Source organism: Arthrobacter sp. zg-Y844 (assembly GCF_024385465.1).
Taxonomy (GTDB): domain Bacteria; phylum Actinomycetota; class Actinomycetes; order Actinomycetales; family Micrococcaceae; genus Arthrobacter_B.
In genome coordinates this window covers 681,977-707,041 of the sequence record NZ_JANFLS010000002.1, presented here as the reverse complement: position 1 = coordinate 707,041, position 25,065 = coordinate 681,977, and the positions used below count along the sequence as shown (strand labels likewise).

Annotated in this window: 29 protein-coding genes, 7 tRNA genes and 1 riboswitch; of the genes, 19 read left to right on the top strand and 17 right to left on the bottom strand. The window is 65.7% G+C overall.

What is annotated here, in order from left to right; translation table 11 throughout:
* Positions 1–51: 51 nt before the first annotated feature.
* Entirely contained in the window at positions 52–936 is an 885-nt protein-coding gene (locus NNX35_RS10160) for a DUF2268 domain-containing protein (RefSeq protein WP_255867680.1), read from the top strand.
* Positions 937–1,107: 171 nt separating this feature from the next.
* Here NNX35_RS10160 and NNX35_RS10155 read toward each other — a convergent pair whose 3' ends face one another.
* On the bottom strand, positions 1,108–1,965 hold the full coding sequence (locus NNX35_RS10155) for an SDR family oxidoreductase (RefSeq protein WP_255867679.1): 858 nt from the start codon (positions 1,963–1,965) through the stop codon (positions 1,108–1,110).
* Between the two features lie 221 nt (positions 1,966–2,186).
* Here NNX35_RS10155 and NNX35_RS10150 point away from each other — a divergent pair, with 221 nt between their 5' ends.
* Together NNX35_RS10150 and NNX35_RS10145 are read left to right on the top strand one after the other, a co-directional pair.
* Positions 2,187–2,633 (top strand): hypothetical protein, encoded by a 447-nt coding sequence (locus tag NNX35_RS10150; RefSeq protein WP_255867678.1) that lies wholly within the window; start codon positions 2,187–2,189, stop codon positions 2,631–2,633.
* A 39-nt stretch (positions 2,634–2,672) separates the two neighbouring features.
* Positions 2,673–3,170 (top strand): SRPBCC domain-containing protein, encoded by a 498-nt coding sequence (locus NNX35_RS10145; protein ID WP_255867677.1) that lies wholly within the window; start codon positions 2,673–2,675, stop codon positions 3,168–3,170.
* Here NNX35_RS10145 and NNX35_RS10140 read toward each other — a convergent pair.
* The 8 genes from NNX35_RS10140 to NNX35_RS10105 form a co-directional block, all read right to left on the bottom strand.
* Positions 3,160–4,137 carry a GNAT family N-acetyltransferase gene (locus NNX35_RS10140; protein WP_255867676.1) on the bottom strand — a complete coding sequence of 326 codons (978 nt, stop codon included), beginning with the start codon at positions 4,135–4,137 and terminating at the stop codon, positions 3,160–3,162. The two genes, NNX35_RS10145 and NNX35_RS10140, sit on opposite strands and share 11 nt — an antisense overlap.
* Before the next feature lie 160 nt (positions 4,138–4,297).
* Positions 4,298–4,582: a hypothetical protein gene (locus tag NNX35_RS10135; RefSeq protein WP_255867675.1), complete on the bottom strand. Its 285-nt coding sequence runs from the start codon at positions 4,580–4,582 to the stop codon at positions 4,298–4,300.
* 232 nt (positions 4,583–4,814) lie between these two features.
* A tRNA-Gly gene (locus NNX35_RS10130) sits at positions 4,815–4,888 on the bottom strand.
* Positions 4,889–4,913: 25 nt separating this feature from the next.
* Positions 4,914–4,985, bottom strand: a tRNA-Val gene (locus NNX35_RS10125).
* Between the two features lie 56 nt (positions 4,986–5,041).
* Positions 5,042–5,115, bottom strand: a tRNA-Gly gene (locus NNX35_RS10120).
* A gap of 28 nt (positions 5,116–5,143) precedes the next feature.
* A tRNA-Val gene (locus NNX35_RS10115) sits at positions 5,144–5,215 on the bottom strand.
* A 28-nt stretch (positions 5,216–5,243) separates the two neighbouring features.
* Positions 5,244–5,317: transfer RNA gene (locus NNX35_RS10110), tRNA-Cys, on the bottom strand.
* Positions 5,318–5,387: 70 nt separating this feature from the next.
* A tRNA-Gly gene (locus NNX35_RS10105) sits at positions 5,388–5,461 on the bottom strand.
* A gap of 212 nt (positions 5,462–5,673) precedes the next feature.
* On the opposite strand from NNX35_RS10105, the gene NNX35_RS10100 reads away from it, so the two are divergent.
* The 10 genes from NNX35_RS10100 (at position 5,674) to NNX35_RS10055 (ending at position 13,938) form a co-directional block, all read left to right on the top strand.
* Positions 5,674–5,745: transfer RNA gene (locus tag NNX35_RS10100), tRNA-Val, on the top strand.
* A gap of 111 nt (positions 5,746–5,856) precedes the next feature.
* Positions 5,857–6,540 carry an MBL fold metallo-hydrolase gene (locus tag NNX35_RS10095; RefSeq protein ID WP_255765956.1) on the top strand — a complete coding sequence of 228 codons (684 nt, stop codon included), beginning with the start codon at positions 5,857–5,859 and terminating at the stop codon, positions 6,538–6,540.
* A 59-nt stretch (positions 6,541–6,599) separates the two neighbouring features.
* Positions 6,600–7,538 (top strand): cytochrome, encoded by a 939-nt coding sequence (locus NNX35_RS10090; protein WP_255867674.1) that lies wholly within the window; start codon positions 6,600–6,602, stop codon positions 7,536–7,538.
* 74 nt (positions 7,539–7,612) lie between these two features.
* On the top strand, positions 7,613–8,209 hold the full coding sequence (gene def / locus NNX35_RS10085) for a peptide deformylase (protein WP_255765958.1): 597 nt from the start codon (positions 7,613–7,615) through the stop codon (positions 8,207–8,209).
* Complete coding sequence (fmt, locus tag NNX35_RS10080; protein ID WP_255867673.1) at positions 8,210–9,151, top strand: methionyl-tRNA formyltransferase; 942 nt, start codon at positions 8,210–8,212, stop codon at positions 9,149–9,151.
* A complete protein-coding gene (locus NNX35_RS10075; protein WP_255867672.1) occupies positions 9,148–10,641 on the top strand; it encodes an RsmB/NOP family class I SAM-dependent RNA methyltransferase in 1,494 nt (497 codons plus the stop codon). The genes fmt and NNX35_RS10075 overlap by 4 nt, the downstream gene beginning before the upstream one ends.
* A 10-nt stretch (positions 10,642–10,651) precedes the next feature.
* Positions 10,652–11,320 (top strand): ribulose-phosphate 3-epimerase, encoded by a 669-nt coding sequence (rpe, locus tag NNX35_RS10070; protein WP_255867671.1) that lies wholly within the window; start codon positions 10,652–10,654, stop codon positions 11,318–11,320.
* A gap of 8 nt (positions 11,321–11,328) precedes the next feature.
* Positions 11,329–11,475, top strand: a riboswitch (FMN riboswitch).
* Between the two features lie 132 nt (positions 11,476–11,607).
* Positions 11,608–12,291 carry a nicotinamide riboside transporter PnuC gene (pnuC, locus tag NNX35_RS10065; protein ID WP_229952129.1) on the top strand — a complete coding sequence of 228 codons (684 nt, stop codon included), beginning with the start codon at positions 11,608–11,610 and terminating at the stop codon, positions 12,289–12,291.
* 26 nt (positions 12,292–12,317) lie between these two features.
* Positions 12,318–12,731, top strand: a complete 414-nt coding sequence (locus NNX35_RS10060) for a DUF1801 domain-containing protein (protein WP_255867670.1) — start codon at positions 12,318–12,320, stop codon at positions 12,729–12,731.
* A gap of 121 nt (positions 12,732–12,852) precedes the next feature.
* Complete coding sequence (locus tag NNX35_RS10055) at positions 12,853–13,938, top strand: DNA alkylation repair protein (RefSeq protein WP_255867669.1); 1,086 nt, start codon at positions 12,853–12,855, stop codon at positions 13,936–13,938.
* Here NNX35_RS10055 and NNX35_RS10050 read toward each other — a convergent pair.
* Positions 13,935–14,309, bottom strand: coding sequence for a PadR family transcriptional regulator (locus NNX35_RS10050; protein ID WP_255765963.1), 375 nt, complete (start codon positions 14,307–14,309; stop codon positions 13,935–13,937). The two genes, NNX35_RS10055 and NNX35_RS10050, sit on opposite strands and share 4 nt — an antisense overlap.
* A 2-nt stretch (positions 14,310–14,311) precedes the next feature.
* Positions 14,312–14,749 carry a hypothetical protein gene (locus tag NNX35_RS10045; protein WP_255765966.1) on the bottom strand — a complete coding sequence of 146 codons (438 nt, stop codon included), beginning with the start codon at positions 14,747–14,749 and terminating at the stop codon, positions 14,312–14,314.
* Positions 14,750–14,850: 101 nt separating this feature from the next.
* On the opposite strand from NNX35_RS10045, the gene NNX35_RS10040 reads away from it, so the two are divergent.
* Entirely contained in the window at positions 14,851–16,104 is a 1,254-nt protein-coding gene (locus NNX35_RS10040; RefSeq protein WP_255867668.1) for an MFS transporter, read from the top strand.
* Here the strand turns inward: NNX35_RS10040 and NNX35_RS10035 are convergent.
* Both NNX35_RS10035 and NNX35_RS10030 read right to left on the bottom strand, forming a co-directional pair.
* Positions 16,101–16,523 (bottom strand): RidA family protein, encoded by a 423-nt coding sequence (locus NNX35_RS10035; RefSeq protein ID WP_255867667.1) that lies wholly within the window; start codon positions 16,521–16,523, stop codon positions 16,101–16,103. The genes NNX35_RS10040 and NNX35_RS10035 overlap by 4 nt on opposite strands.
* A 73-nt stretch (positions 16,524–16,596) precedes the next feature.
* On the bottom strand, positions 16,597–16,947 hold the full coding sequence (locus NNX35_RS10030; protein WP_227922176.1) for a helix-turn-helix transcriptional regulator: 351 nt from the start codon (positions 16,945–16,947) through the stop codon (positions 16,597–16,599).
* Between the two features lie 127 nt (positions 16,948–17,074).
* On the opposite strand from NNX35_RS10030, the gene arsB reads away from it, so the two are divergent.
* Genes arsB through NNX35_RS10005 form a run of 5 tightly spaced genes read left to right on the top strand, consistent with a single transcriptional unit; the run spans position 17,075 to position 20,923 of the window.
* Positions 17,075–18,193 carry an ACR3 family arsenite efflux transporter gene (arsB, locus tag NNX35_RS10025; protein WP_255867666.1) on the top strand — a complete coding sequence of 373 codons (1,119 nt, stop codon included), beginning with the start codon at positions 17,075–17,077 and terminating at the stop codon, positions 18,191–18,193.
* Positions 18,190–18,606, top strand: coding sequence for an arsenate reductase ArsC (locus tag NNX35_RS10020; protein ID WP_227922172.1), 417 nt, complete (start codon positions 18,190–18,192; stop codon positions 18,604–18,606). Before arsB ends, NNX35_RS10020 begins: the two co-directional genes overlap by 4 nt.
* A gap of 33 nt (positions 18,607–18,639) precedes the next feature.
* On the top strand, positions 18,640–20,193 hold the full coding sequence (locus NNX35_RS10015) for an FAD-dependent oxidoreductase (protein WP_255867665.1): 1,554 nt from the start codon (positions 18,640–18,642) through the stop codon (positions 20,191–20,193).
* Positions 20,194–20,249: 56 nt separating this feature from the next.
* Entirely contained in the window at positions 20,250–20,606 is a 357-nt protein-coding gene (locus NNX35_RS10010) for a multidrug efflux SMR transporter (RefSeq protein ID WP_255867664.1), read from the top strand.
* Positions 20,606–20,923, top strand: a complete 318-nt coding sequence (locus NNX35_RS10005; RefSeq protein ID WP_255867663.1) for a multidrug efflux SMR transporter — start codon at positions 20,606–20,608, stop codon at positions 20,921–20,923. Before NNX35_RS10010 ends, NNX35_RS10005 begins: the two co-directional genes overlap by 1 nt.
* Positions 20,924–21,000: 77 nt before the next feature.
* Here the strand turns inward: NNX35_RS10005 and NNX35_RS10000 are convergent, their stop codons facing one another.
* From NNX35_RS10000 to NNX35_RS09985, 4 genes are all read right to left on the bottom strand, one after another.
* A complete protein-coding gene (locus NNX35_RS10000) occupies positions 21,001–21,963 on the bottom strand; it encodes an aldo/keto reductase (protein ID WP_255867662.1) in 963 nt (320 codons plus the stop codon).
* A gap of 69 nt (positions 21,964–22,032) precedes the next feature.
* Positions 22,033–23,622 (bottom strand): ABC transporter permease, encoded by a 1,590-nt coding sequence (locus NNX35_RS09995; protein WP_255867661.1) that lies wholly within the window; start codon positions 23,620–23,622, stop codon positions 22,033–22,035.
* Positions 23,619–24,530 (bottom strand): ABC transporter ATP-binding protein, encoded by a 912-nt coding sequence (locus NNX35_RS09990; protein WP_255867660.1) that lies wholly within the window; start codon positions 24,528–24,530, stop codon positions 23,619–23,621. Before NNX35_RS09990 ends, NNX35_RS09995 begins: the two co-directional genes overlap by 4 nt.
* A 333-nt stretch (positions 24,531–24,863) precedes the next feature.
* Entirely contained in the window at positions 24,864–25,064 is a 201-nt protein-coding gene (locus NNX35_RS09985; protein WP_255863153.1) for a helix-turn-helix transcriptional regulator, read from the bottom strand.
* Between the last annotated feature and the right edge of the window lies 1 nt (position 25,065).

Sequence of the window (25,065 nt, the reverse complement as noted above, 5' to 3'; positions counted from 1 at the left end):
CGGAGGCGCCCTGGGCCGGCAGGTAAACGGGGAAGCCGTTAGGGTGCCGGTATGACAATCATCGTGCTGGACAGCGCCGCGGGAATGGAAGCGGTGCTCCAGGCCGCCGAGGGGGAGCGCAGGGGGTTGCTGCGTTCGATGCTTGCTCCGATGGAAGGCATGTACCGGTACTTTCCGGGGCAGGTGGACCTGGCGGCAATGCACGGTCTGAGTTTTGGCTTCCCCTTGGACCGCGACAGTGAAAGCTGTCGTGAGGGGCTCGCCCGGTTGACGACGGCGGATGCCTGGGGGCGGATCGAAAACGCGCTGGCGAACGCAGTTGAGCTGCAGGTCCAAGCCGTTCCTGAACTCAAGGTGCCGGAGATTACCGTCCTTCTGGTGCTTGGCGACCCTGCGGACGAATACTTCATGGGTCCGGCAAAGGGGCTCAGTGGAAATGGCAGTGCCACAGGTTATATCTCGCTGACCCTGTGGCCCAACGACGAGAACCTGAACCGCCTCGAGGCTGCCGCCGTGCACGAGTTGAACCACAACCTGCGCTATGCGCCAGCCGGAGTGGTTTGGGACCCGGCAGCGGTCACGGTGGGGGAGCAGGTGGTTTCCGAGGGACTGGCGGATGCCTTTGCCCGCCAGCTCTACGGGGACCAACTGGGTTACACGCCCATGGGTCTACCGCACCTTCACGATGACGCAGTGTTCGAGAAGGTCCTATCCGGGCTGGATATCGGCGGGATGAACAACTTCACCGCCTGGGTGCACGGCGATGAAGCAGCCCGTCGGTTCGGGGCTGAACCGGTAGGTCTTCCGGCGGGGGCAGGCTACGCCGCAGGGAACCGCCTCGTTGACCGTTTCCTGGCGGCCACCGGGCTCAGTGCGGCGGAAGCATTGCACCTGCCAAGCCGAGAGATTATCGACACTGCGCTAAACGCTTCCTGACACCGGAGCCAGCTGTAGGGCTTGACGGTATTCGCGGCCTCACGCAATAGTATTGCGCCCGTTTTTCTCTTGGTATTGCGGCGGCGCAATGGGTCCGTTGGGAATCGGCGCTTTTCTTGCTTTCGAATTCGTGAATGTCAGGTGCCGCCGCACGTAAGCGTAAGACGCAGCTCAGCGGACCCAGGCGCGCATAGTCTCGATCAGCGGCTCGGTAGGCCTGCCGATCAGTTTGGCCAGGTCGCCGGGTGCCGGAGCCAACGCACCGTCGCGCATATTGGCATTGAGCGTACCCAGGAAGCCTGCGGTCGCCTCATCAAGTCCGAGGGCGACCAGCTGTTTCTGTTCTTCCTCCGGTGCCAGGACCTCGTAGCGCACGGGGGTTCCAAGCACTTCCTGTGCGGCCGCAGCGAATTCCGTGTAGGTCCAGGCCGTATCCCCGGATAGTTCATAGGCCTTGCCTTCGTGGCCTGGAGTACTGAGCACGACAGCGGCTGCCTCGGCATAGTCCCGGCGCGGGGCGCTGGCAATGCGCCCTGGACCCACACTGTTGGCGACGACGCCGGTTTGCCGCGCGGCGTCGAACTCCTGCCTGTGGTTTTCCGTGTACCAGCCGTGGCGCAGAACGGTCGCCGGAAGGCCGGACGCAGTGATGAGTTCCTCGGTCGCTCGATGCTCCGGAGCGAGGGCGAGAATCGTGGTCGGCGCCTCAAGAACTGAGGTGTAAACCAGCTGGCGGACGCCGGCGTTCCGTGCTGCCTCGATTGCGTTTGCATGCTGCGCAACGCGGCGTCCCGGTTCGCTCATGGAAATGAGCAGGACCTTTTCGACGCCGTCCAGCACACCGGCTGTGGTGGCGGCGTCGTCGAGGTCAACCCGTGCCGTACGCAGGCCGCGGCCAGCGAGCTGGGACAGGCGGTCCTGGTTGCGGCCCAGGGCAAGGATGTCGCCCGGCGCGACGCCACGTTCGATCAAGGAGTCGATGATGAGTCCGCCGAGTTGTCCGGTCGCGCCGAAGATGGCAATGGTCACGGGAGGTTCCTTTCAGGTGGGCCAGCGGGAGTGGTGAAAGACTATGCGCGGACCGGCTGGGTCACCAGCGAGACAGTTGTGGACTGGAAGAGCGGATGGGGGAGGCGGCAGCCTCTCAGGGTGCCAGGAGAATGAGGTAGCGTTCCCTAATCAGGACCGCCCGCGCAAACGATGAGGGGGAAGGCATGGCGCCGCAGGCACCGGCAAGCAGTGTCAGGTTCGTGGAACGTTCGCCCGGTTGGCTGCGGTGGGGAGGCGGAGCCTTGCTGGCCGCCGTGGGTGCCGCGCTGGGCGTAGGGGCAGCCGTCGAGTCGGTGTGGCCGCTGTATGTAGCTGCCGCAGCGTTCCTGCTCGCTGCCGGCTGGTGGTGTTTTCTTGCGCGGATTACGGTTGCGGTAGACCAGCAGTACGTCACCCTACGCGGACCCCTTTGGAAACGCTCCATTCAGCGCCGAAACGTACAGGACATCGCGGTGGCCAGAGACAACGGACTGAACACCGGTCTGGTGAACTGGCCAGTGACGCGGCACGGACGCGGCTCCCTGACGAGACTGAACATGGGCGGCGCCGGTGCAGTCACGTTCTCCGACGCCGGCGGCCACCGCTACCAGGTGGTGCTGGCTGATCTCCCAGCCGCCGAACAGCTGGCACTGGCCATCGGAAACTGATCGGTGCGGCGAATATGACTGTGTGCCACAATCGTGGCCATGCCGCTCACTTCAGTCTCGACCGCCGACGGTTCGCTTCGGATTTCCTGGACGTTTCCCGCCCCGGCGCAGGCCGTCTGGGCAGGCTTCACTGACGCCGCCCTTTTGTCCCAGTGGCTGGGCCGTCCCGTGGAATGCGACGTTCGAGCGGACGGATCAATCGTCGTCGACCATAGCGGCGGCTACCTGTCCCGCAGCGTCATCACCGACGTGGAGGAGCCGCGCCTGCTGGCGATGAGCTGGGAGTTTCCCGAGGAACCCGAATCACGGATCCAGATCCGGCTGCAGGACGCGGAGGAGGGGTCCCTGATGGACTTCAGGCACCACGACCTGGGAGCCCTCGTCGATTCCTATGGCCCCGGCTGGATTACCCACCTGACGTATCTGGAAGCCGCCGTTGCCGGGGCCGCCATTCCTGCGTCCCGGTTCTGGCCGCTGCATGCCACTTTCGAGACGTTGTATGCCGCACGCGTGGCAGCGGACGCGGTCACGGGCTGACCGTTTCCTTCTGCAGGATGATCTCGGTCTCCACGGGAGTGAACCCGAGGCGGGTGTTGATGGAACGCATCCATACATTCCCGTCATCGCTGCTGGTCCTGACTTTGCGGACGTTTCCCAGTTCGACGGCGCGGTGCAGGGAAGCCAGCTTCACAGCCGCTCCGAGGCCGTGGCCGCGGTGGCCGGAGACCACGAGGGTCCCTTCGATGTGCGCCGGCCGTTCGGTATCGGCATCAACGACCAGGCAGGTCCAGGCGGCAACGTTTCCGGCGGCGTCCACGGCGATCGACTCGAATACCGTGGACCCCTGGGCGATCCAGAGCTCCATCTCGGCGGCATACTCATCGGGCGATACGGGTGTCTCACCCCAGCCGAGCTCGCCGTTGGGTGCCTCGGCATCCACGAGGCCCTTGATCTGCCCAACCTGTTCCCGGAACCGCTCCGGGACGCCGTTGACGTGCGTTGAATTTTCGTAGCCGGGCGCCGTCGTCGGACCGGCAAGCTGTGCGTCACGGAGATCCAGCTCGACGACGGTTTCGGTGGTTGCCGGGGAATAACCCAGAGGGGAGGCAAAACTCTGCATCAGCGCGTCCAATTCGGCCGAGGACGACCGGATGGCGCTTGCCACGAACCTGGCCGTGGATGCAGGGCCGGCGTCTTCGGCGGCACGAGCCAATGCCGACCCAACTCCTGCTTTTTGGTGGACGGGGTCGACCCATACGAATATCCACGTGGTGTCCGGAGTATCGGGTGAATGCATGCCGGCTGCGAAACCAATCAATGTGGTGCCGTTCCATGCACCCAGCAAATGGTTTTGCCATCCGTTAGGTGTACGCCAGCCAAGAATCCGGGCTTCCTTGCCGGGAGAAATCCAGCCGGGCCTTACGCTTTGGTTTGCCGCGCATTCAATGCGGTAGGCCGCGGCCATGGCGCTGTCATTATCGAGGTCCAGCGGGCGGATTTCCATAGGCCACACTCTAAGGTCTTCAGGGATGTTTATCGGCGCCGAACCGCGGGGGAGTTGCTGATGCCGACGCCGGAAACATGTGCATTTAAAGCAAAACCGGCGTGAAGCTCAAGGAGCTCCACGCCGGAATAAGCGTCCGGCCTAAGGCCGGAAACGCGTGTTACGCGTTGTGGTTGTTGTTACCGCGGTGGCCGGACTTGGCCAGGCCGCGGGCAACCATCAGACCTACCGTGAGGAAGGTGATGTACTGCATTGCCTGTGCGGCGTTGAACGCGTCAAGGCCGTCTTCGCTAACGTTGTCGCCAACAACAGCTGCCGTGATGATCGTGGCGATAACGGCCAGGACGTAAACGGCGAATTCGAGGGTCCGCGTGGACACCTTGATGTCGTTGGCGTTGCGAACGGTGGTGTTCGTGTGATCGTTGTGAGTCTGCGTATTAGCCATGTGGTTCTCCTCAAGTAGTGGTGTGAGCGGCCTGGCGGCCATGCAACTTTGATCCCGCTACTGAAACCATGTCGGCATTTTCTCTACTGGAAAGACTTTATCGATAGGCCGGCTAATAAGCAAACTTAGCTTTTATTGCTGAGCAGATCAGGCTGGTATGAACTGCGGGTTAAACAAAAAGAAGGAACAGGCAATAACCTGTTCCTTCTAAGCCGGCAATTCGCCGGGGGAGAGCGGACGACGGGATTCGAACCCGCGACATCCACCTTGGCAAGGTGGTGCTCTAGCCAGCTGAGCTACGTCCGCAAATGCAAACAGTCGAAACTGTCCGTGCGCGATACTGGGATCGAACCAGTGACCTCTTCCGTGTCAGGGAAGCGCGCTACCGCTGCGCCAATCGCGCCCTAAACTGCTCGGCCCGTTCAGGATTACTCCTGGAAAACCATAAGCAGAAGGGAGAGCGGACGACGGGATTCGAACCCGCGACATCCACCTTGGCAAGGTGGTGCTCTAGCCAGCTGAGCTACGTCCGCAAGAAAAGCACTGAAACAGTACTGTTCGTGCGCGATACTGGGATCGAACCAGTGACCTCTTCCGTGTCAGGGAAGCGCGCTACCGCTGCGCCAATCGCGCCCATAAATGGGTTTCTTACAATCCACTGTGGAGGTGGGGACGGGATTCGAACCCGCGTATACGGCTTTGCAGGCCGCTGCCTCGCCTCTCGGCCACCCCACCGTAACCGCCGCATAAAGCTTTGGAGAACCGGACCCGGCGAAACCGGGAGCGGCTTGTACAGTGACTTGCGAGCGGACGACGGGATTCGAACCCGCGACATCCACCTTGGCAAGGTGGTGCTCTAGCCAGCTGAGCTACGTCCGCATGTTGATCAGATGAGGGAACTATTGCCCCGGATTGCTTGCGCTTTCCGCGGCGAACCCCCGCTTTCCAACGAAGAAAAACTCTATAGGACGTTTGCGGGTTCGTCCAATCGGTCCCGGGTTCGGCCCAGGTTTGGACTGGGGCGGGATCTGGGCTAGCATCTTTAGACGTTGGAGTGCTTCCGGGCGCATCAACGTGATTTAGCAAAAGAAGGGCGATTGGCGCAGTGGTAGCGCGCTTCGTTCACACCGAAGAGGTCACTGGTTCGAACCCAGTATCGCCCACCCTTCACTGGCCGTCACTTTCCTTCGGGAAGGTGGCGGCTTTTTGCGTCTATCTGGCGCCGGCTCTTTTTGGGGCGTAGTTATGGGTCCTGCATCCACACTGCGGACCCAATGACTACGGAGCCAATCGTGACCCTTCCGGAAACCAGCCCGTTGCACGCACCCTTGGACGGGTTGCTTGCCACTTCCGCCGTGCGCCTGCCCTATCAGCACAACGTGCTGCTTCGCTCGTTCGTCCTCGAGCGGCCCGGCGGCAACATGATTGTTTACAACTCGCCGGGCATCAACAGCTCCGCGGAGGCCATCATGGACCGGGGCGGAGCTGCTCGGCTGCTGATCAACCATGCCCATGAAGCGATGTACGGAGTGCCGGAGTTCGATGTTCCGGTATACGTCCATGAGGGGGACCGTGCCGAGGTGGCCGGGTCGCTTCCGGTGTCGGCCGTGTTTGACCGGCGTCAGATGATTGGCGAAGACCTGGAGGTAATTCCGACGCCGGGACACACTGCGGGCACAACAAGCTACCTATGGAACAACGGGGACAGGCGCTTCCTGTTCACCGGGGACTTCATCTGGATTGAGCACGGCGAGTGGAAAGCGGTGGTTCTGGACGAGCACCTTCGAGGTGATTACCTCGCCAGCCTCGCGCAGGTCCGTGATCTGGACTTTGACGTACTCGTGCCGTGGGGCACTACGGACGACGGCCCTCCTTTCGGGCTGGTCGGAGGCAAGGATGAGATTCGAAGCCGCGTCGATGCCGTGATAGACCGGGTCCGCGCAGGCGGACGCCGCTAGTCGCAGGCCGTGCGGGGAGCCGAAAGCAGACTGTCACCGCCGGGTGGCAGACTGGAGACATGACTGAACCAGCACTGGCACACGCAACCGAATACGGACGCATGTATTCGCGGTCCCTTTCCGAGCCGCCCACGGTCCCGTCCATCACCACGGTCATTTCCCAGGGCTCAACGTCCCTGGACGGCTGGCACAGCTATATGGCAGCTTCCGCCGTCGTCAAGGATCCGAAACTCACCGCCGCCCTCGGGAGCCCGTCGCAGCTGCGCTCCGTGGTCAAGGAGGCCTCCTCGGCCTCCGAACGCTACCGCGACGCCGCCGCCCAGCGGGGCACGCGCGTCCACTTCTACTGCGAGCAGGTTGCGCTCCGCGCCCTGGACCGCCCGCATGAGCTCGAACGTGCCCGCGAGGACCTTGTGGCCCGCGGCGAGCACCAGTTCGCGGACCGGTTCGACGAATGGTGGAAGCTCTACGATGTCCAGCCCATCGCCCCGGAAATCACCGTGTGGAACGCCGAGCTTGGCTACGCCGGCACCCTGGACCTGGTGGCGCGGATCGGCGGCCGGCTGTGCCTGATCGATTACAAGACCAAGAACACCGACCGCGACGGACAGGTGAAACAGCTGGATGACAAGGTCGTGATGCAGCTTGTTGCCGGGATGAAGGCACAGGAGTCGCTGGTCGACGCCGGTGCCGGCACCTGGGAGCCGTGGGCCTACGGACAGGACCCGCTGCTGCTTGGCGTCGCCGTGGGCCAGACCGAGGTGCGTCCCATGCGCGCCAACCCGGACGTGCTGCCCCAGCACTGGTTCAAGTTCTGCGCACTGCGCCGGGTCTGGCAGACCAACATCGACGCCGTTGCCGCAGGCCGTGCCCTGCTGCCCGTGCCGCCGCCCCCGGTCGGAGCGCACGAAGCCCCCGCTGCACAGGCTTCAACCCTGCAGGCTGCACCGACGGCAGATCCGCAGACTTCGGTGGCAGCGGGCGCTCCTCAGGCCTGAGCGTCCCGGCGGGCGGCGGAGCCAACTAGACTGGATTCCGATCCCCTGCAGCAAGAGTAAGGAACAAACCCCCGATGGCCATCCTGACTATCCGCACGCTCGGCGACCCGGTCCTGCGGACCCGCGCCGAAGACGTGACCGACTTCGGCCCCGAACTGGCGAAGCTGGTAGCGGACATGGAGGAAACCATGGAGGACGTCGAAGGTGCCGGGCTGGCAGCACCCCAGGTGGGCGTCAGCCTGCGCGTATTCACCTACCGCGTGGACGGCCAGGCCGGGCATGTGGTCAATCCCGTCCTTGACCTGAGCGATGACCTCCAGCCGGACCATCTGGAGGGTTGCCTGTCCATCCCCGGGCTTGGCTACCAGACACCGCGCTTCCGCTGGGCCCGCGTCACCGGCCAGGACCTGCACGGAAACCCCATCAGCATCGAAGGGGAGGGCATGCTCGCCCGGTGCTTCCAGCACGAAACGGACCACCTGAACGGCGCCCTCTATATCGACCGGCTCGAAGGCGAGCACCGCAAGGAAGCACTCCGGGCCATCCGGCAGCGCGAGTACGACGCAATCGCGGACCGTACCGCAGCGCAGCGTGCCCAGAGCGTGGGCTCCAGCTTCGGTACCTTCGGCCAGGCGGCCAAGGGTACGTTCGGCACCCAGGCCGGAGCCTAGGTGGCCGCGGCACTTCGCGTCCTGTTTGCCGGCACCCCCGCGGTCGCCGTACCGTCCCTCGACGCGCTGATTGACGCCGGGTTCGACGTCGTCGGCGTCCTTACCCGCCCCGATGCCCCGCTGGGCCGCAAAAAGGTCCTGACGCCATCGCCGGTGGCCGCCCGCGCCGAGGAACTGGGTCTGCCCGTGATCCGCGCTGCAAAGGTGGACGACGAAGCCATCGCGGCCATCGCCGCCTTGGAGCCCGACGTCGCAGCCATCGTTGCGTACGGTGCCCTCGTTCCGGCCCGCGCTCTCACCGTGCCGAAGCACGGCTGGATCAACCTGCACTTCTCGCTGCTGCCTGCCTGGCGCGGCGCCGCCCCGGTGCAGCACGCCGTCATTGCCGGTGACGACATCACCGGCGCGTCCACCTTCCTGCTTGAAACCGGGCTGGACACCGGCCCGGTCTACGGCACCCTCACCGAAACGGTGCGGCCCGAGGACACCAGCGGCGACCTGCTCGAACGCCTCTCGCACTCCGGTGCCGTGCTGCTGGCCCAGACGCTCAGCGCAGTCGACGCCGGCGCCGCCGTGCCGGTGCCGCAGCAGGGGGACATCACACTGGCACCCAAGCTCAGCATCGACGATGCCCGCGTGGACTGGCAGCAGCCGGCCCTGGCTATCCGCCGCCGCATCAACGGCGTCACCCCCGAACCAGGCGCGTGGACCACCTGGGACGGCTCCCGGTTCAAGATCGGCGCGGCCAAGCTGCGCCCCGATGTCACCGACATGCGCCCCGGCCAGATCCGCTTCACCGGCGGCGGGGACGCCGCCGCCGTCGTGGGCACCGGCTCACACGGACTCGAACTGCTGCGTGTCCAGCCCGCAGGCAAGAAAATGATGCCGGGGGCCGACTGGGCCCGCGGCCTCGCCAACCGTGAGGACGTGGTCTTCGAATGACCCCCCAACCTGAAAAGCACCGCAACGACAAGGGCCACGAACGCCGCCGCGCCGCAGTGAAGACCCGCACCGCCGCCGCCCCCGGCCAGCGCACCCGCGCAGCCGATCCGGCCCGGCTGGTTGCCTTTGAAGTGCTCCGCGCCGTCTCCGGCGAGGACGCTTACGCCAACCTCGTGCTGCCGAAAAGCATCCGCAAGCACCGGCTGGACAAGCGCGACGCCGGCTTTGCCACCGAACTGGCCTACGGCGCCCTGCGCGGCCAGGGCACCTATGACGCCATCCTCGCCAAGTGCGTGGACCGCCCGCTGGAACGCCTGGACCCCGCTGTCCTGGACGCCCTGCGCATCGGCACCCATCAGCTGCTGGCCATGCGCGTCCCTGCACATGCCGCCCTCGACCAGACCGTCGGCCTGGCCCGTGCCGTCATCGGCGCCGGACCCTCGGCGCTGATCAACGCGGTGCTGCGCAAGGTCGCCGCCCGCAGCCTGGACGAGTGGGTGGAGCTGCTCACCGAAGGCGAAACCGACGCAGTTAAGCGCTCCGCCATTGAGCATTCCCACCCGGAGTGGATTGTCCGGGCACTGCGCCAGTCACTCGTGGCGCACGGACGCAGCGTCGATGAGATCACCGACCTGCTGCGTGCCGACAACGACGCTCCCGTGGTGAACCTGGTCGCCCTGCCCGGCCTCGGAAACCTCGATGAGGCCCGCGCCGCCGGAGCGACGGACGGCGAGCTCGTGAAGGATTCCGCACTGTTCTCCGCCGGCGACGTCGGCCGGCTGGACTCGGTCCGCGCCGGCACCACCCGCGTGCAGGACGCCGGCTCCCAGCTGGTCGCCCGTGCCCTGGCCGAACTGGACCTCGGCGGCGCGTCCGTCGATGAGGACGGCGTGGAAAAGTGGCTGGACATGTGTGCCGGCCCCGGCGGCAAGGCCGCACTGCTCGCCGCCCTCGCCCACGAATCCGGGGCCGTGCTGCTGGCCAACGAGCCCGCTCCGCACCGCGCGCAGCTGGTCCGCCAGGCCCTGGACGCCGTGCCCGGGGAAACCTGGAACGTGCGTACCGGAGACGGCCGCACCATCGCCGAGGACTACCCGGAAACCTTCGACCGGATTCTCGTCGACGCACCCTGCACCGGCCTGGGCGCCCTGCGCCGCCGTCCGGAGTCCCGCTGGCGGCGCAAGCCCACCGACGTCGGCGAACTCGGCATCCTGCAGCGCGAGCTGCTCACCACCGCTGTGGACGCGGTTAAGCCCGGGGGAGTGGTGGCCTATGTAACGTGCTCCCCGCACCCCGCGGAAACCACCGCCGTCGTCGCCGACGTGATGCGCAAGCGCAACGACCTGGAACTGCTCGACGCCGGCGCCGCGCTGGACGCCGTCAGCCTGCCCGGCGCGCTGGAGGCCGGCCACGAATCCACCGCCCAGCTGTGGCCGCACATCCACGCCACCGACGCTATGTTCCTGGCACTGATCCGCCGCAAAATCTAGGAGACCCTTCGTGAGCAAGTGCTGCATCAACCCGAGCATCCTCTCGGCCGATTTCGTGAACCTCGAAGCCGAGCTGCAGCGGATCAGCGCCGCGGACGCCGTGCACGTGGACGTTATGGACAACCACTTCGTACCGAACCTGACCATTGGCCTGCCGGTGGTGGAACGGATCCAGCAGGTGTCCGCGCTGCCGCTGGACGCGCACCTGATGATCGCCGACGTCGACCGCTGGGCGCCGCTGTACGCCGAAGCCGGCCTCGCCTCGGTCACGTTCCACGTAGAAGCGTCGACGGCCCCGATCAAGCTCGCCCGCGACCTGCGGGAGCGCGGCGCCAAGGCCGGCATGGCCCTGCGCCCGGCCACCCCGGTGGAACCGTACCTGGACATGCTGTCCGAACTGGACATGCTGCTGATCATGACGGTGGAACCGGGCTTCGGTGGACAGAAGTTCCTGGACGTGACGCTGCCCAAGATCCGCCGGGCCGCCGCGGCCGTCCGCGGCTCCGGGCTGCCGCTGGCCATCCAGGTGGACGGCGGGATCTCCCCGGAGACCATCGAACGGGCCGCGGAGGCCGGAGCGAACGTGTTCGTGGCCGGCTCGGCAGTGTACGGCGCTGGTGATCCCAATGACGCTATCCGCAAACTGCGCGCATCTGCCGAGGCTGCTGTGCAAGAATAGTTAGCAACAAACGTGCTCCGGGGTCGGTGTAATTCCGAACCGGCGGTTATAGTCCGCGACCCGCACTGCTGATCCGAGAAATCGGGGCAGCGGTTCGGTTGAATCGGTGAAATTCCGATACCGACAGTTAAAGTCTGGATGGGAGAAGCACGTGCAGTTTGTTGTTCCGCCGGCTTTGCCGACCCTTCGAGGTCCCCTTTTGCAGGGGTGACCCCTCGAACCGGTTGTACCCCGGCGACGCATCGTACTGTCGTACCCCCGGAGCACCCGCTTAGGGATAGGACGACATGGATTTTCTACGGTGGCTCTTCGAGGCACAGATTCCGGTGGGCTCAAGCTCACTGCTGGTGCGCGAACTTGTGGGCAACATCTTCGGGCTGCTCAGCGCCTTCGGCGGTATGCGCCGTAAAGTCTGGGCCTGGCCCGTCGGCATCCTGGGCAACCTGCTCCTGCTGACCGTCTTCCTTGGCTCCATGTTCGGCGGCGCCGATACGGCCACGCTGCTGGGCCAGGCCGGACGGCAGATCATGTTTATCGCCGTGTCCATCTACGGCTGGCGTCGCTGGCAGCAGAGCAAGTCCCACGGCGAGAGCGCGGTGACCCCGCAGTGGGCTTCGGGCCGGGAACGCATCGGGCTGGTGACCATCATGCTGCTGGGCACCGTTGCCCTGACCCCGGTCTTCGCCCGGCTCGGTTCCTACGAACCGGTGTGGGCCGACGCCTGGACCTTCGTCGGCTCGCTGCTGGCCACTTACGGCATGGCCAAGGGCTGGGTCGAGTTCTGGCTCATCTGGGTGGCCGTGGACATAGTGGGCGTGCCGCTGCTCTTCAGCGCCGGTTACTACGCCACAGCGTTTATGTACCTCTTCTACGGCGGATTCACCCTTGCCGGTTTCTTTGTCTGGTGGAAGGCCAAGCGGGACGAGAAGCCGCAGGTGGAAGTGATGATGCCGGACCCGCGGACCCGGTAGCCGTGACCTAAACCAGGAGGCGCACCATGGAACCAGCCAGCACCAGCGTCAGCAGCTTCATCGACGGCGTGGCGTCGCCCCTGCGCCGCCGCGACGCCCAGACCCTGGTCGCGCTGATGACACGGATCACCGGGGAGCAGCCGGCTATGTGGGGGCCGTCGATCGTCGGCTTCGGCAGGTACCACTACAAATATGCCAGCGGCCGGGAGGGGGACGCCGGCGCGGCGGCATTTTCTCCGCGCAAGGGCGCCACCACGGTTTACCTTCCTGACGGCGTGGACGCGTACACGGAGCAACTGTCCCGGCTCGGCGACCACACGACGGGTGCGGGCTGCCTGTACATCAAGAACTTGGCGAAGGTGGACCTCGAGATCCTCGGAGGAATCATCGCCGAGTCCTACCGTCGCGTCAGCGCAGATGATTTCGGCAGCGGCGGCTGAATCCGATAACCAGTAGGTTAGGGATAGGCTTACCCGGCTCGAGCAAAGGGACAATCGGATCCAGTTTGGCTGCCCGTCGGATATCGGAGGCAATGGAAAACGGGGGACCACCATGGGTGCGATGGATGACTTGCTGGGGCCGAACGAGGTCAAGACCCTGCACGATGCGCTGGCCGGCGCGGCACCCGGCGTCGATTGGGACGGGGTGCTGGCCACCCGGACCCAGCTGGAACCGTTGTCGCTACGCGGCCGGACGGACGCCGTCGCGCACGCCCTCGTTAGCGCACTGGGCACCTATCCGGCCGCCGCGGCTGCGTTCCGCGCCGCGCTGGACGATCCGACCTTCACCGGTTGGGTGCTGTGGCCCGTCACCGAGGCTGCCGTCACTTTGGCACTGGCCGACGGCGGCACCCCGGCCTTCGACGACGCGCTGGTCCTGCTTGCGGAACTTACCCCGGGGCTGACCAGCGAGTTCGCCATCCGGCGGCTGCTGAAGGCCGATCACGAGCGGGCTCTGGCGATCATCCGAACCTGGACCGACCACCCCAACGAACATGTACGCCGGCTGGCCAGCGAGGGAACCCGGCCCTACCTGCCGTGGGCCGTCCGGGTACCGTCGCTGCTCGCTACATCGGGAGCCACGCTGCCGCTGCTGGATGCGATGCACAATGACGAGTCCGAATACGTGCGCCGGTCCGTCGCCAACCACACCAACGACCTCGCGCGGCACGCGCCCGAGCTCGTGCTGAAGGCGGCCGCACGCTGGCAGCAGACCGGCACGCCCGGTGCCATCTGGGTGGTGCGGCGCAGCCTGCGCACCCTGGTGAAAAAGGGAAACCCGGGCGCGCTTGAGCTGATGGGCTTCACTCCAGCGGAGGTGCGCATTACCGGGCTGCAGACGGAGACAACCGTCCTGCAGCTGCCGGGCGAACTAACCTTCGACTTTGTCTTGAGCAACACCGGCGACGCTCCGGCCCGCCTGTCAGTTGATTACGCAGTGCACTACGTCAAGGCGAACAGGTCCACGGCCGAGAAGGTCTTCAAGCTGGCGACCGTGTCCCTGGAACCGGGGGAGTCCCGGCAGCTGAGCGGCCGGCACGGCTTCCGCCAGATGACCACCCGGCGGCATTACGCCGGTACGCACGCCCTGGAGGTGCAGGTGAACGGGGTCCGGCACGGCCGGCTGGAGTTTGATCTGGTGCTCTAGGCGCCGGCACCCTCCCCGCTGCGCGGCGGGGAGAAACCGACGAGGCTGTCGTTGATGCCGGCCAGGAACCGTGCGCCCACCGCGGTCAGCGAAATCTCCTTGCGCTTGGCTCCGGTCCGGGGTGCGGCAACCTCTGCGCTCTGTAGGAAGCCGGAATCCTGAAGCCGCTTCAGGCTTCGGTACATGCTCCGTTCGGTGATCGTCCATCCGGTGGCCGACGCGACGCCGGCTGCAATCCGGGCGACCGTCACCGGTTGCGCAGCTTCAACGACCCGAAGGATCACCGGCGTCAGCATCGATTTCTTATAGGTCTCCACCCAGGACTCGATCCGGGCTTCCACCCATTCCTCGTCCTCCGTGGGGCGGGCCATGCTCAGTCCTCCCAGCCGCGGCCCAGTGCCGCACCGGTGAGGTGGACCAGCAGCCCGAGCCCCCAGGCCGCGCTCATCACCAGGGTTGCCCCGAACCATGGCGTTCCCAGAAGTTCGGCGGCGGCTCCGTCGCCCCCCGCGGTGAACGCCCGCAGCACCGCGTGCGCATTGAACGAGGTTGTCACGGAGACGAAGGCGATCGCATGCGCGACGGCGAAACCGAAGCGGACCCGGGTGAGTTTCCGGGCGTTGCGCCACATCCAGACGGCAATTCCGGCGGCGACGGCGCCGGTCAGGACTCCGGCGAGGACGGTGACTGTGCCGCCGGTCAGGGCGATCAACGCCTGGACGAGCAGCATGGCCGCAACCAGGGAGAGTGTGTACGGCAGCAGAAGCGAGCGGGCATTGACGGTGGGCTGTGGCAGGGTGTTTGTGTCCATGCCTGGGGACTGTACCAGTGGAACAGTACCAGCGGTAGGCGTAATTGCCGCGGCGCTTTAAGTGCTGGGATGCCCGCGTTGGTACGGGCTATTCTCGGGGGATGAAGACCATCGTGCTGGATGAGGCGCGCCGTGCCGCAGTGCAGCGGCGTACCCTCACCGCGGTTGTCTTCAGCCAGATTCTCGGTGGGGCGGGCTTGGCCGCGGGCGTCACGGTGGGGGCACTCCTGGCGCAGGACATGCTTGGGTCGGAGGGGTTGGCCGGCCTGCCGGCGGGGCTGATTACCCTGGGTTCCGCGCTGGCGGCCTACCTCGTGGGAAGGGTTACCCAGCGGGCCGGACGGCGGATCGGACTCGGGTCCGGGTTCCTGGCCGGCGGTCTCGGTGCGCTGGGCGTGGTCCTGGCTGCTGTGGTGGACAGCCCTGTTCTGCTGTTTACGGCCTTGTTCCTATATGGGGCGGGAACGGCCACCAATTTGCAGGCTCGATATGCCGGAACGGACCTGGCGCTGCCGGACCGCAGGGGACAGGCCATCAGCATTGCGATGGTCTCGACGACGTTCGGGGCGGTTGCCGGACCCAATCTGGTGACGCCCATGGGCCGCTTCGCCGAGGGCTTGGGTATTCCCGCCCTGGCCGGCCCCTTCCTCCTTGCCGGAACAGCGTTCCTGGCCGCCGGCGTCGTACTGCTGGTGCTTTTGCGCCCGGACCCGTTCTTGCTGGCACGCCGGTTCCGGAACCAGGCAGCGGATCCGATGCCGAGCACCGTCGGCGAAGCAGCGGTACGTCCGGGGACCGGAGTCTACGTGGGTGCCGCCGTGATGGTGCTGACCCAGATCGCGATGGTGGCGATCATGACCATGACGCCGGTGCATATGCGGGCCCATCACCATGACCTTGCCGCGGTCGGAATGGTTATCGGGGTGCACATCGGCGCGATGTATCTGCCGTCGCTCGTCACGGGGATATTGGTGGACAAACTCGGACGTACTCCAATGGCTATCGCCTCCGGGGTCACCCTGCTCTTGGCCGGAGTCACTGCAGCCTTCGCGCCGGGGGAATCCCTGGGCCTGCTGATCCTGGCCCTCGCCCTGCTCGGCATGGGCTGGAACTTCGGCCTGATTGCCGGCACGGCACTGGTAGTCGATAACACGTCGCCGGAGATCCGTCCCCGCGTCCAAGGCAAGATCGACGTGCTGGTTGCCCTGGCCGGGGCCGGAGGCGGAACCTTGTCCGGCGTGATGATGGCCGGCGCCGGCTACGCCGCACTCGCCCTTTCCTGCGGCATCCTGGCCTTGCTGCTGATCCCGGTGCTGTTCTGGGCCCGGCGTAGCAAGGCAGTGGAAAGGTACTAGTCGCGGACAGCGGCTACGGCTTCAATTTCGACGAGTTGGTGGTCGTAACCCAGCACTGTGACGCCCAGCAAAGTACTGGGGGCGTCGTGGCTGCCGAGGGCATCCCGGACTACTTCCCAGGCGGTGACCAGGTCCGCTTGGGCACTGGACGCAACCAACACCCGCGTGCTGAGGACGTCCTTGAGTGTCGCCCCGGCGGCCTTCAGCGCAAGCTCCAGGTTGGCCATGCACTTGGCCGCCTGGCCGGCATAGTCGCCGATGGCCGCCGTCGAACCGTCTACCTCCAGCGGGCAGGAGCCCGCTAGGAAGATGAGCCTGGCGTCCGCGGGTGCCGTGGCGGCGTAGGCATACTCCGCGGCGTCGGACAGCTGGGTGGAGCGGATGAGGGTTACCAAGGAGGACTCTGCGGAAGCTGACATGGATGCAGTCTAAGCGGGCGCTAGATCGACACCGAAGACCGAGCGATCTACAAAACCACCAGGCGCTGCAGGCTCACCGGGGCGACAAAACAGCAGCAGCGCGTTCGAGCGCACCCGGCACGATGGAGTAGTAAGCCCAGACGCCGCGCTTCTCGCGGTGCAGGATGCCGGCGTCGACCAGGATCTTCAGATGGTGGGACACCGTTGGCTGCCCGAGGCCGATCGGCTCGGTGAGGTCGCACACGCAGGCTTCTTTGTTCTCCTGGGCGGCGATCAGTGAGACCAGGCGCAGTCGGGTCGGCTCGGCCACGGCCTTGAGCAGCTGGGCGAAGCGCTGGGCGTCTTCGATGCTCAGCGCTTCAGAAGTCAGCGGGGTGCAGCAGGCCTCGACGGCGGGAGCGGGAACTGTCAGTGCAGAGGTCACCTGCCCATTATGCACAGATTGACAGGTATCGATATATCCCGGGATACTCGACATCGAAGGATATCGATATTCTTCAATGCAGTTCGCCCTGTCGATGTCCCGTACCGATGTCCCGCCGAGGAGCTTTGTGAGCACGTCCACCGCACCACCCCAGACCGGTCAGGTCACCGGCCGGCTTTCGACGCTTGACCGGTTCCTGCCGGTGTGGATCCTCGCCGCAATGGCCGTCGGGCTGCTGCTGGGCCGGTTCGTTCCGGGCATCGGTCCCGCGCTGGACTCGGTGAAGGTGTCCAATGTGTCGCTGCCCATCGCCGTCGGCCTGCTGGTGATGATGTATCCGGTGCTGGCCAAGGTCCGCTACGACGAAACCTCGCGGGTGATTGCCGACCGGAAACTGATGATCACCTCTCTGGTACTGAACTGGGTGGCCGCACCGGCGTTTATGTTCGCCCTGGCCTGGATCTTCCTGCCGGACCTGCCCGAATACCGCACCGGGCTGATCATTGTCGGCCTGGCCCGCTGCATCGCCATGGTGATGATCTGGAACGACCTGGCCTGCGGTGACCGCGAAGCCGCCGCCGTGCTGGTCGCCATCAACTCCGTCTTCCAGGTCCTCGCCTTCGGCGCCTTGGGTTGGTTCTACCTGCAGGTCCTACCCGGCTGGCTCGGCCTGGAAACCACCAGCGCCGGCTTCTCCTTCTGGGCCATCACCGCCAGCGTGCTGGTTTTCCTGGGCATCCCGCTGCTGGCCGGCTTCCTCACCCGCACCCTCGGTGAAAAGGCGAAGGGCCGCGACTGGTACGAGGGCACCTTCCTGCCGAAGCTTGGCCCGTGGGCGCTCTACGGCCTGCTGTTCACCATCGTGCTGCTGTTCGCCCTGCAGGGGGATGAAATCACCTCGAACCCGCTCGACGTCGCCCGCATTGCCCTGCCGCTGCTGGTCTACTTCCTCGTGGTCTTCGGTGCCGGCATGCTGCTGGGCAAACTCCTGGACCTGGGCTACGCCCGCACCACCACGCTCGCCTTCACCGCTGCGGGAAACAACTTCGAACTCGCCATCGCCGTGGCGATCGGCACCTACGGCGTGACCTCCGGGCAGGCGCTGGCCGGCGTCGTCGGCCCCCTGATCGAAGTCCCCGTCCTGGTCGCCCTGGTCTACGTCGCCCTTTGGGCACAGAAGAAATACTGGCCCGCCGCCACCCCTGCCGCCTCTACAAACGCCTCCACAGAAAAGACGAACCGATGAGCACCGAAACCGCAGCCAAGCCCTCCGTCCTGTTCGTCTGCGTGCACAACGCCGGACGGTCGCAGATGGCCGCCGCGTACCTGCGACACCTCGGCGAGGGGCGGATCGAAGTCCGGTCCGCCGGATCCGCGCCCGCCGACTCGGTCAACCCTGCCGCCGTCGAAGCCATGGCCGAAGAGGGCATCGACATGTCCGCCGAGCTGCCCAAGGTGCTGACCACCGAGGCAGTGAAGGAGTCCGACGTCGTGATCACCATGGGCTGCGGCGACGCCTGCCCGATCTTCCCCGGCAAGCGCTACGAGGACTGGAAACTCGACGACCCCGCAGGCCAGGGAGTGGACGCGGTCCGACCCATCCGCGACGACATCAAGACCCGGATCACCGCACTCATCGCCGACCTCCTGCCGGCTTAGCAAAACCTTCGTACTCCTTGAGGAAAAGCACCAATGAACACTGAACTGTCCCAGCTTCCCGTCGCCGTCATCGGGTCCGGCCCCGTGGGCCTGGCGGCCGCCGCGCACCTGCTCGAACGCGGACTGACTCCGGTCATCTTCGAAGCCGGCGACGCGCCTGCCTCGGCCGTGCGCGCCTGGGGGCACATTCGGCTGTTCTCGCCGTGGCAGTACGACGTCGACGCCGCCGCCCGCCGCCTGCTCGCCGACACCGGCTGGCAGGAACCGGACGCCGAAACCCTGCCGACCGGCGCGGAACTCCTCGAGCAGTACCTGCAGCCGCTGGCTGCCGTGCCCGCCATCCGGAACGTGCTGCACACCAACAGCGAAGTTGTTGCCGTCAGCCGGGAAGGCCTGGACAAAACCCGCACCGGCGGGCGCGATACCACTCCGTTCCTGGTCCGTGTCCGGAACGCCGACGGCACAACCGCCGACCACCGGGTCCGCGCCGTCATCGACGCTTCCGGCACCTGGCACTCCCCGAACCCGCTGGGCTCGGCCGGACTCGCAGCACCGGGGGAGTCCGCCGCCTATGCAGAGGGCTTCATCACGGCGCCGCTGCCGGATGTCACCGGCCGGGACCGCGATCGGTTCGCCGGCAAGCACATCCTGGTGGTCGGCGCAGGCCATTCGGCGGCCAACACGCTGCTGGCGCTGGGGGAGCTGGCCGAGCAGGAACCGGACACCCGGATCAGCTGGGCCATCCGCCGGTCCTCGGCGGCCAGCGTGTACGGCGGCGGCGACCTGGACGGACTGCCGGCCCGCGGCGCGTTGGGCAGTCGGCTGCGGACCCTGGTTGAGGAAGGCCGCATCGAACTGCACACCTCGTTCACCATTACCGGCTTCAAGAGCTCCGGCAGCCTCGCCGTCATCGGGACCACTCCATGCGGGGAGACGCAGTTGGACGTCGACCTGCTGGTTCCGGCCACCGGCTTCCGGCCGAACCTGGACATGCTCCGTGAAATCCGGCTGGATCTGGATCCCGCCGTGGAAGCACCGCGGGCGCTCGGGCCGCTCATCGACCCGGAATTCCACAGCTGCGGCACCGTGACGCCGCACGGCGCCCGGCTGTTGTCCCACCCCGAGAAGGACTTCTACATCACCGGAATGAAGTCCTACGGCCGGGCCCCGACGTTCCTGATGGCCACCGGCTATGAGCAGGTCCGTTCCATCGCCGCGGCCCTTGCCGGGGACCAGAAGGCGGCCGACGACGTCGAACTCGTCCTGCCCGAAACCGGGGTCTGCTCCACGGACCTGGGCGGCAGCTGCGATACCGTGGCCAGCTGCGATACGGATGCCGCCGCTGCGCCTGCCGCCGAGTCCTGCTGCGGTGTGCCGGAGCCGGCAGCTACTACGCCCGCTGCTGAGTCCTGCTGTGGGACGCCGGAACCTGCAGCTGCTGTGCCCGCTGCTGAGTCCTGCTGTGGGACGCCGGAACCTGCAGCTGCTGTGCCCGCTGCTGAGTCCTGCTGTGGGACGCCGGAACCTGCATTCCTCGGTATTCCTACCGGACTGGAACACGGCCGCTCCGGAGAACGGGGGAACTAGTTCCGGGATACGATGCGGCAGTCCACCCGCTACTACGTCCCGGAAGGAACCGGCCGATGAACAACGCCGCAAAAGGGTGGCTGCTCCTGTCCGCCGCCATCCTGGCTGAAGTGACGGCGTCGCTCTCGCTCAAAGGTGCGCTGGAGCATGCCGGTCTCTATGCCGTGGTCGCGGCCGGCTATCTAGGCTCATTCATCCTGCTCGCCGGCGTCCTGCGCACCGGCATGGCCTTGGGCGTCGCGTACGGCGTCTGGGGTGCGAGCGGCGTCGCCTTGACCGCCATCGGCTCCCTGGTCTTCTTCGGCGAACCGCTCACCCTGCTGATGGGCATCGGCATTGCTGTTGTCATCGCCGGGGTGCTCTGCGTCGAACTCGGGTCACAAGCGGCACATGAGAAAGCCGAAACCGCGTAATGGCCTACCTGTTCCTGATCGGCGCGATCGTCTTCGAGGTGGCCGGCACCGTCTGCCTCCGTCTCGCCGTCGACGACAAGCGCTGGTACGCCGGAGTCGCCGTCGGCTATCTGGTGGCGTTCGGCATGCTCACCCTCACCCTCGCCCACGGGCTGCCGCTGGGCATCGCCTACGGGATCTGGGCGGCGGCCGGCGTTGCACTGACTGCGGTTATCGGCAGGGTCTTATTCAAGGAACCCTTCACCTGGCTGATGGGCCTGGGAATAGTCCTTATTGCCGGCGGTGTGCTGCTCATCGAACTGGGCGGTGTGCACTGACGACAGCAGGATCAGTTGTCCCAGACGAAGGCGCGGGGCCCATTGCGGGTCCCGCGCCTCGGTGTTCCCTTGGCTGATTACTGCCAGGTCGGGCTCATGCCTTCCGGATAGCGGACACCGAATCCGCCGGTCGGAAGGATCTCTTTGATGCGGGCCAGGTCGGCATCAGTGAGACTGAGGTCAACGGCGCCGACGTTCTCCTCGACGCGCTTGGCACTGCGGGTGCCGGGGATCGGGACGATGTGTTCACCCTGTGCGAGCAGCCAGGCAAGGGCGAGCTGCGCCACGGTGGCGTCCTTGGATGCGGCGAGTTCAGTCAGCTTACGGGTGGCGTCGACGTTCTTCTCGAAGTTGCCGGGCTGCCATCGGGCGTCCCAGCTGCGCATGTCGGTCTCGTCATACTCGGCTGCCGGCTTCGCGGTGCCGGTGAGGAACCCGCGCCCGAGGGGTGAGTAGGGCACGAACCCGATGCCGAGCTGGTTCAGGACGGGGAACAGCACCTCCACGTCGCGCTCGAAGAGGGAGTACTCGGTCTGAAGGACCGAGACGGGCTGCACGGCATGGGCGCGGCGCAAGGTCTCCGGGCCAGCTTCGCTGAGACCGAAGTACTTCACCTTGCCGGCATCGATAAACTCCTTCACGGTCCCGGCGACATCCTCGATGGGAACGCTGGGGTCCACCCTGTGCTGGTAGAGCACATCGATGTGGTCTACGCCGAGACGACTCAAGCTGTTCTCGACGACGTCGCGGATGTGTTCCGGGCGGCTATCGAAACCGCCGTCGCGCGTGAAGCCGAACTTCGTGGCGATGACAACCTCGTCACGGAAGCTCTTCACGGCCCGGCCAACGATCTCCTCGTTCGCACCCCAGCCGTACAGCTCGGCTGTATCAAAGAACGTCACGCCCAGCTCATGCGCTTTCTGGATCGCAGAAATGCCTTCCTGCTCATCACCGGGACCGTAGGCAAGCGAGATGCCCATTGAGCCGTAACCAATGGCGGAAGTGGTCAGGCCTTGGCTGCCCAGAGTGCGTGTCTGCATGATGTCTCCTCTTTCGTGGATCGAGCGGCGCCGGAAGGGCTGGTGCGCCGTTGAGCCGGCGACGAATGGCTACCCATCGAGGTCCCGACGGCGAAAACCAGTGAAACCGATCAGTAGGAACACAGCGGTGACGGCGGAGATTCCCGCCAACCCGGCCCATCCTTCGTCGTCGACGGAAACGTTGGGAACGTGCCGGAACGGGCTGATAGCCAGTACCCAGTCCCAGAGCCTGAACGTCGGGCCCAGCAACGTGAGCACGAAGGAAATAAAAACACCGGCCCAGGACGCGATTACCACCTGCGGTCGCGCACCGACGACCGCCACCGAAACGGCGGTGGCCGTCCACATGGCCGGAACGGTTACCACGGCCTGCAGGAGAACCTTGCCGGCGTCGATGCCCAGGTCTCCGGAGGCCAGCACCGTGATGATGGCTCCTGCCAGGAGCAGGTAGATGGTTGGTGTGGCCAATGCGAGCATGACGTTTGCCGTGAAGTAACGGGAGCGCGGAACGGCGGCGGCCAGAACGGGCTCCAGCCGGCCCGCGAGCTCCTCGGTCCGCACCTTCTGCAGGATCTGCACGCCGGGAATGGCCGCAATGATTCCGGCAAGGCTCAGAATCGTCACCAGGAAGGCCGGCGCGAGAGCCTCCGGCGTGGCGGCACCGGAGGCGAGAACCGAGGCGGCAGCACTGTCACCGCTCAGGATGTCCTTAAAGGAGCGGGCAAAAAATCCGAAGACCACCCCGATAATCATGAATGCAATGGTCCATGTCAGGATCGGGGCGCGGTTCAGCCGGACCGCCAGGCTCCATGGAGTTCCAACTCTGCCCCGGGCCGGGCCGGGATCGGGAACGATGGCCCCCTGCCCGAAGTCGCGCCGCGACTGCAGCAGGAAGGCTACACCGAGCAGGACCAGGGCGAGGGCCACTGCGGGAAGCAGCGGCCACCAGTGGTTGCCGCTGGCCGGCCGGGTTTCGGTCATCCAACTTAACGGATTGGTCCAGGACATCCAGTCCGGTGCCTCCACCGAATACAGGAATCCGCGCAGCAGGAACAACGCGCCGAAGGTGCCCACGGCCAGCGAGTTGGCCGTCCGCGCATCGGATCCTAGCTGCGCGGTCACAGCGGCGACCGCAGCAAACATCCAACCGGTGGCAGCGAACGTTGCTCCCAGCAGCAGGGAGGCATTCCAGCCGCCGCCGCACCAGGCAGTGACGACCCCGGCGACGGCTCCGAGAGCCGCCGAGCCGATCAGGGCCAGGCTGACTCCCGCCAGCAGGCGGCTGCCCCGGCCCAGCACACCGGATGCCAGAAGCTCGGCCTGTCCGGAGTCCTCCTGGCCCCGGCTGGACCGGGTGACGGTGAAAATCGATCCGAGGGCGGCGAGGAAACCGCCCAGGGCGAGGCTGCGCCAGGCATTGAAACCGTCGTCGGTGCTCAGATCGTAGGCCGGTCCGAAGATCAGGCCCAGTGCCGGGTTGGAGCCAATGGCAAGCGCTAGTCCGAGGCGGTCCTGCTGGGTGGGAAAGACCCATGGGTAGACGAGTACGGAGGACGCAGAGAGTGCCGTCGCGATCAGGATCCACGGCACAAAGCTACGTCCGTCGAACCGGACAGTAGCACGCAGCAGCGGTCCGGTACCCGTCAGGGCGTTGCTCATGGGCGCGCCCGTGTGGAGGGGGCGTCGTCCTCGTACAGCCGCAGGAAGAGGCTCTCCAGCGAGGGCGGTTCGACGGTCAGCGATGTGATGCCGAACGGGGTGAGTGCTGCCATTGCCTCACCCACCCGTGCGGACTCCACCACAGCCGTGAGTTTGCCGCCGTCCAGGTGCACGTCCTCGAATGCGGCCAGCTGGCCGGGCTGTGGGTCACGTTCCAGAGTGGCGTGGACGGCGGCGGTGGTATGCCCGCGAAGCTGGGCCAGTGTCCCTTCCTCCACGATCCGTCCGTCCCGGATAATGCTCACCCGGTCCGCGAGGGTTTCGACTTCGGCGAGGATATGGCTGCTGAGCAGCACCGTGGTGCCGCGTTGCTTTGCCTCGCCGATCACTTCCTGGAAGACGTTCTCCATCAGCGGGTCCAGACCGCTGGTTGGCTCGTCAAGGATTAGGAGCTCGACGTCGGAGGCCAGGGCGGCGACGATGGCTACCTTTTGCCGGTTACCCTTGGAGTACTGACGGCCCCGCTTCGCGGGATCCAGCTCAAACCGCTGGATCAGTTCCGCCCGCCGCCCCTCGTCCAGGCCGCCGCGGAGCGATCCCAGCAGGTCGATGGCCTCGCCGCCGGTCATGCCCGGCCACAACGCGACATCGCCCGGCACATAGGCAAGCCGGCGATGCAGCGGCACGGCCTCTCGCCACGGATCCTTTCCCAGGACCTGCAGGGCTCCGGCGTCGGCCTTCAACAGCCCTAGGAGCACACGGATAGTTGTTGACTTCCCGGCGCCGTTTGGCCCTAGGAAACTGTGCACCTGCCCACGCTGAACTTGGAGGTTCAGCCCGTTCAGAGCCTGGAATTTCCCGAAAGATTTGTCGAGGCCCTGAACACTGATGGCCAACTCCGCGCTCATAGCCTCCCCGTTCTCTAGCCGTCCTTACAGTTAGTGTGCTGGTACATCCACCATGGTGACCAATGTTTTCCTCTGCCTGCCTGCCTCTGGCGGCAATTCTGAACTGGACATGCCTCGTCATCACCACATGGGAACTTCACAAACGCTGGCCGGGATCAAGGCTCGTTATCGACGACGACAGCGCCGTCCCGTTCATGGTTACCAGTACCAGTACGGACAAAGCCAAAGTGGTCGTATAAGTTCCGAAGTCGGAAACCGTCGACGCGAGCCAAAACCGGACGAATGCCGGATAGCGACGCAGGGTCGGCTCTACCTCTTTGGCACCGCCGCCCCTCATTGCGGCTCGTCGGGAAAGAAAAGGTCCTCGATGGTGCAGTTGAAGACGCCGGCGATCCGAAAGGCCAGCGGCAGCGACGGGTCAAAACGTCCGCGTTCGATGGAGATGACGGTCTGGCGGGATACGCCCAACGCGTCAGCGAGCCGCTGTTGGGACCAGGCCAGGCGCTGGCGCGACTCATGCACCAGGTTCTTCACG

Coding starts and splice junctions, on each gene's coding strand:
- NNX35_RS09990 (WP_255867660.1), bottom strand. CDS start 24,530: ATGAGCGCGGAGTTGGCCATCAGTGTTCAGGGCCTCGACAAATCTTTC.
- NNX35_RS10140 (WP_255867676.1), bottom strand. CDS start 4,137: ATGGAAATCCGCCCGCTGGACCTCGATAATGACAGCGCCATGGCCGCG.
- NNX35_RS10060 (WP_255867670.1), top strand. CDS start 12,318: ATGGAACCAGCCAGCACCAGCGTCAGCAGCTTCATCGACGGCGTGGCG.
- NNX35_RS09995 (WP_255867661.1), bottom strand. CDS start 23,622: ATGAGCAACGCCCTGACGGGTACCGGACCGCTGCTGCGTGCTACTGTC.
- NNX35_RS10000 (WP_255867662.1), bottom strand. CDS start 21,963: ATGCAGACACGCACTCTGGGCAGCCAAGGCCTGACCACTTCCGCCATT.
- NNX35_RS10095 (WP_255765956.1), top strand. CDS start 5,857: ATGACTACGGAGCCAATCGTGACCCTTCCGGAAACCAGCCCGTTGCAC.
- NNX35_RS10090 (WP_255867674.1), top strand. CDS start 6,600: ATGACTGAACCAGCACTGGCACACGCAACCGAATACGGACGCATGTAT.
- pnuC (WP_229952129.1), top strand. CDS start 11,608: ATGGATTTTCTACGGTGGCTCTTCGAGGCACAGATTCCGGTGGGCTCA.
- def (WP_255765958.1), top strand. CDS start 7,613: ATGGCCATCCTGACTATCCGCACGCTCGGCGACCCGGTCCTGCGGACC.
- NNX35_RS10045 (WP_255765966.1), bottom strand. CDS start 14,749: ATGGACACAAACACCCTGCCACAGCCCACCGTCAATGCCCGCTCGCTT.
- NNX35_RS10160 (WP_255867680.1), top strand. CDS start 52: ATGACAATCATCGTGCTGGACAGCGCCGCGGGAATGGAAGCGGTGCTC.
- NNX35_RS10020 (WP_227922172.1), top strand. CDS start 18,190: ATGAGCACCGAAACCGCAGCCAAGCCCTCCGTCCTGTTCGTCTGCGTG.
- NNX35_RS10005 (WP_255867663.1), top strand. CDS start 20,606: ATGGCCTACCTGTTCCTGATCGGCGCGATCGTCTTCGAGGTGGCCGGC.
- NNX35_RS10055 (WP_255867669.1), top strand. CDS start 12,853: ATGGATGACTTGCTGGGGCCGAACGAGGTCAAGACCCTGCACGATGCG.
- NNX35_RS10040 (WP_255867668.1), top strand. CDS start 14,851: ATGAAGACCATCGTGCTGGATGAGGCGCGCCGTGCCGCAGTGCAGCGG.
- NNX35_RS10075 (WP_255867672.1), top strand. CDS start 9,148: ATGACCCCCCAACCTGAAAAGCACCGCAACGACAAGGGCCACGAACGC.
- NNX35_RS10010 (WP_255867664.1), top strand. CDS start 20,250: ATGAACAACGCCGCAAAAGGGTGGCTGCTCCTGTCCGCCGCCATCCTG.
- NNX35_RS10015 (WP_255867665.1), top strand. CDS start 18,640: ATGAACACTGAACTGTCCCAGCTTCCCGTCGCCGTCATCGGGTCCGGC.
- NNX35_RS10145 (WP_255867677.1), top strand. CDS start 2,673: ATGCCGCTCACTTCAGTCTCGACCGCCGACGGTTCGCTTCGGATTTCC.
- NNX35_RS10035 (WP_255867667.1), bottom strand. CDS start 16,523: ATGTCAGCTTCCGCAGAGTCCTCCTTGGTAACCCTCATCCGCTCCACC.
- NNX35_RS10050 (WP_255765963.1), bottom strand. CDS start 14,309: ATGGCCCGCCCCACGGAGGACGAGGAATGGGTGGAAGCCCGGATCGAG.
- NNX35_RS10135 (WP_255867675.1), bottom strand. CDS start 4,582: ATGGCTAATACGCAGACTCACAACGATCACACGAACACCACCGTTCGC.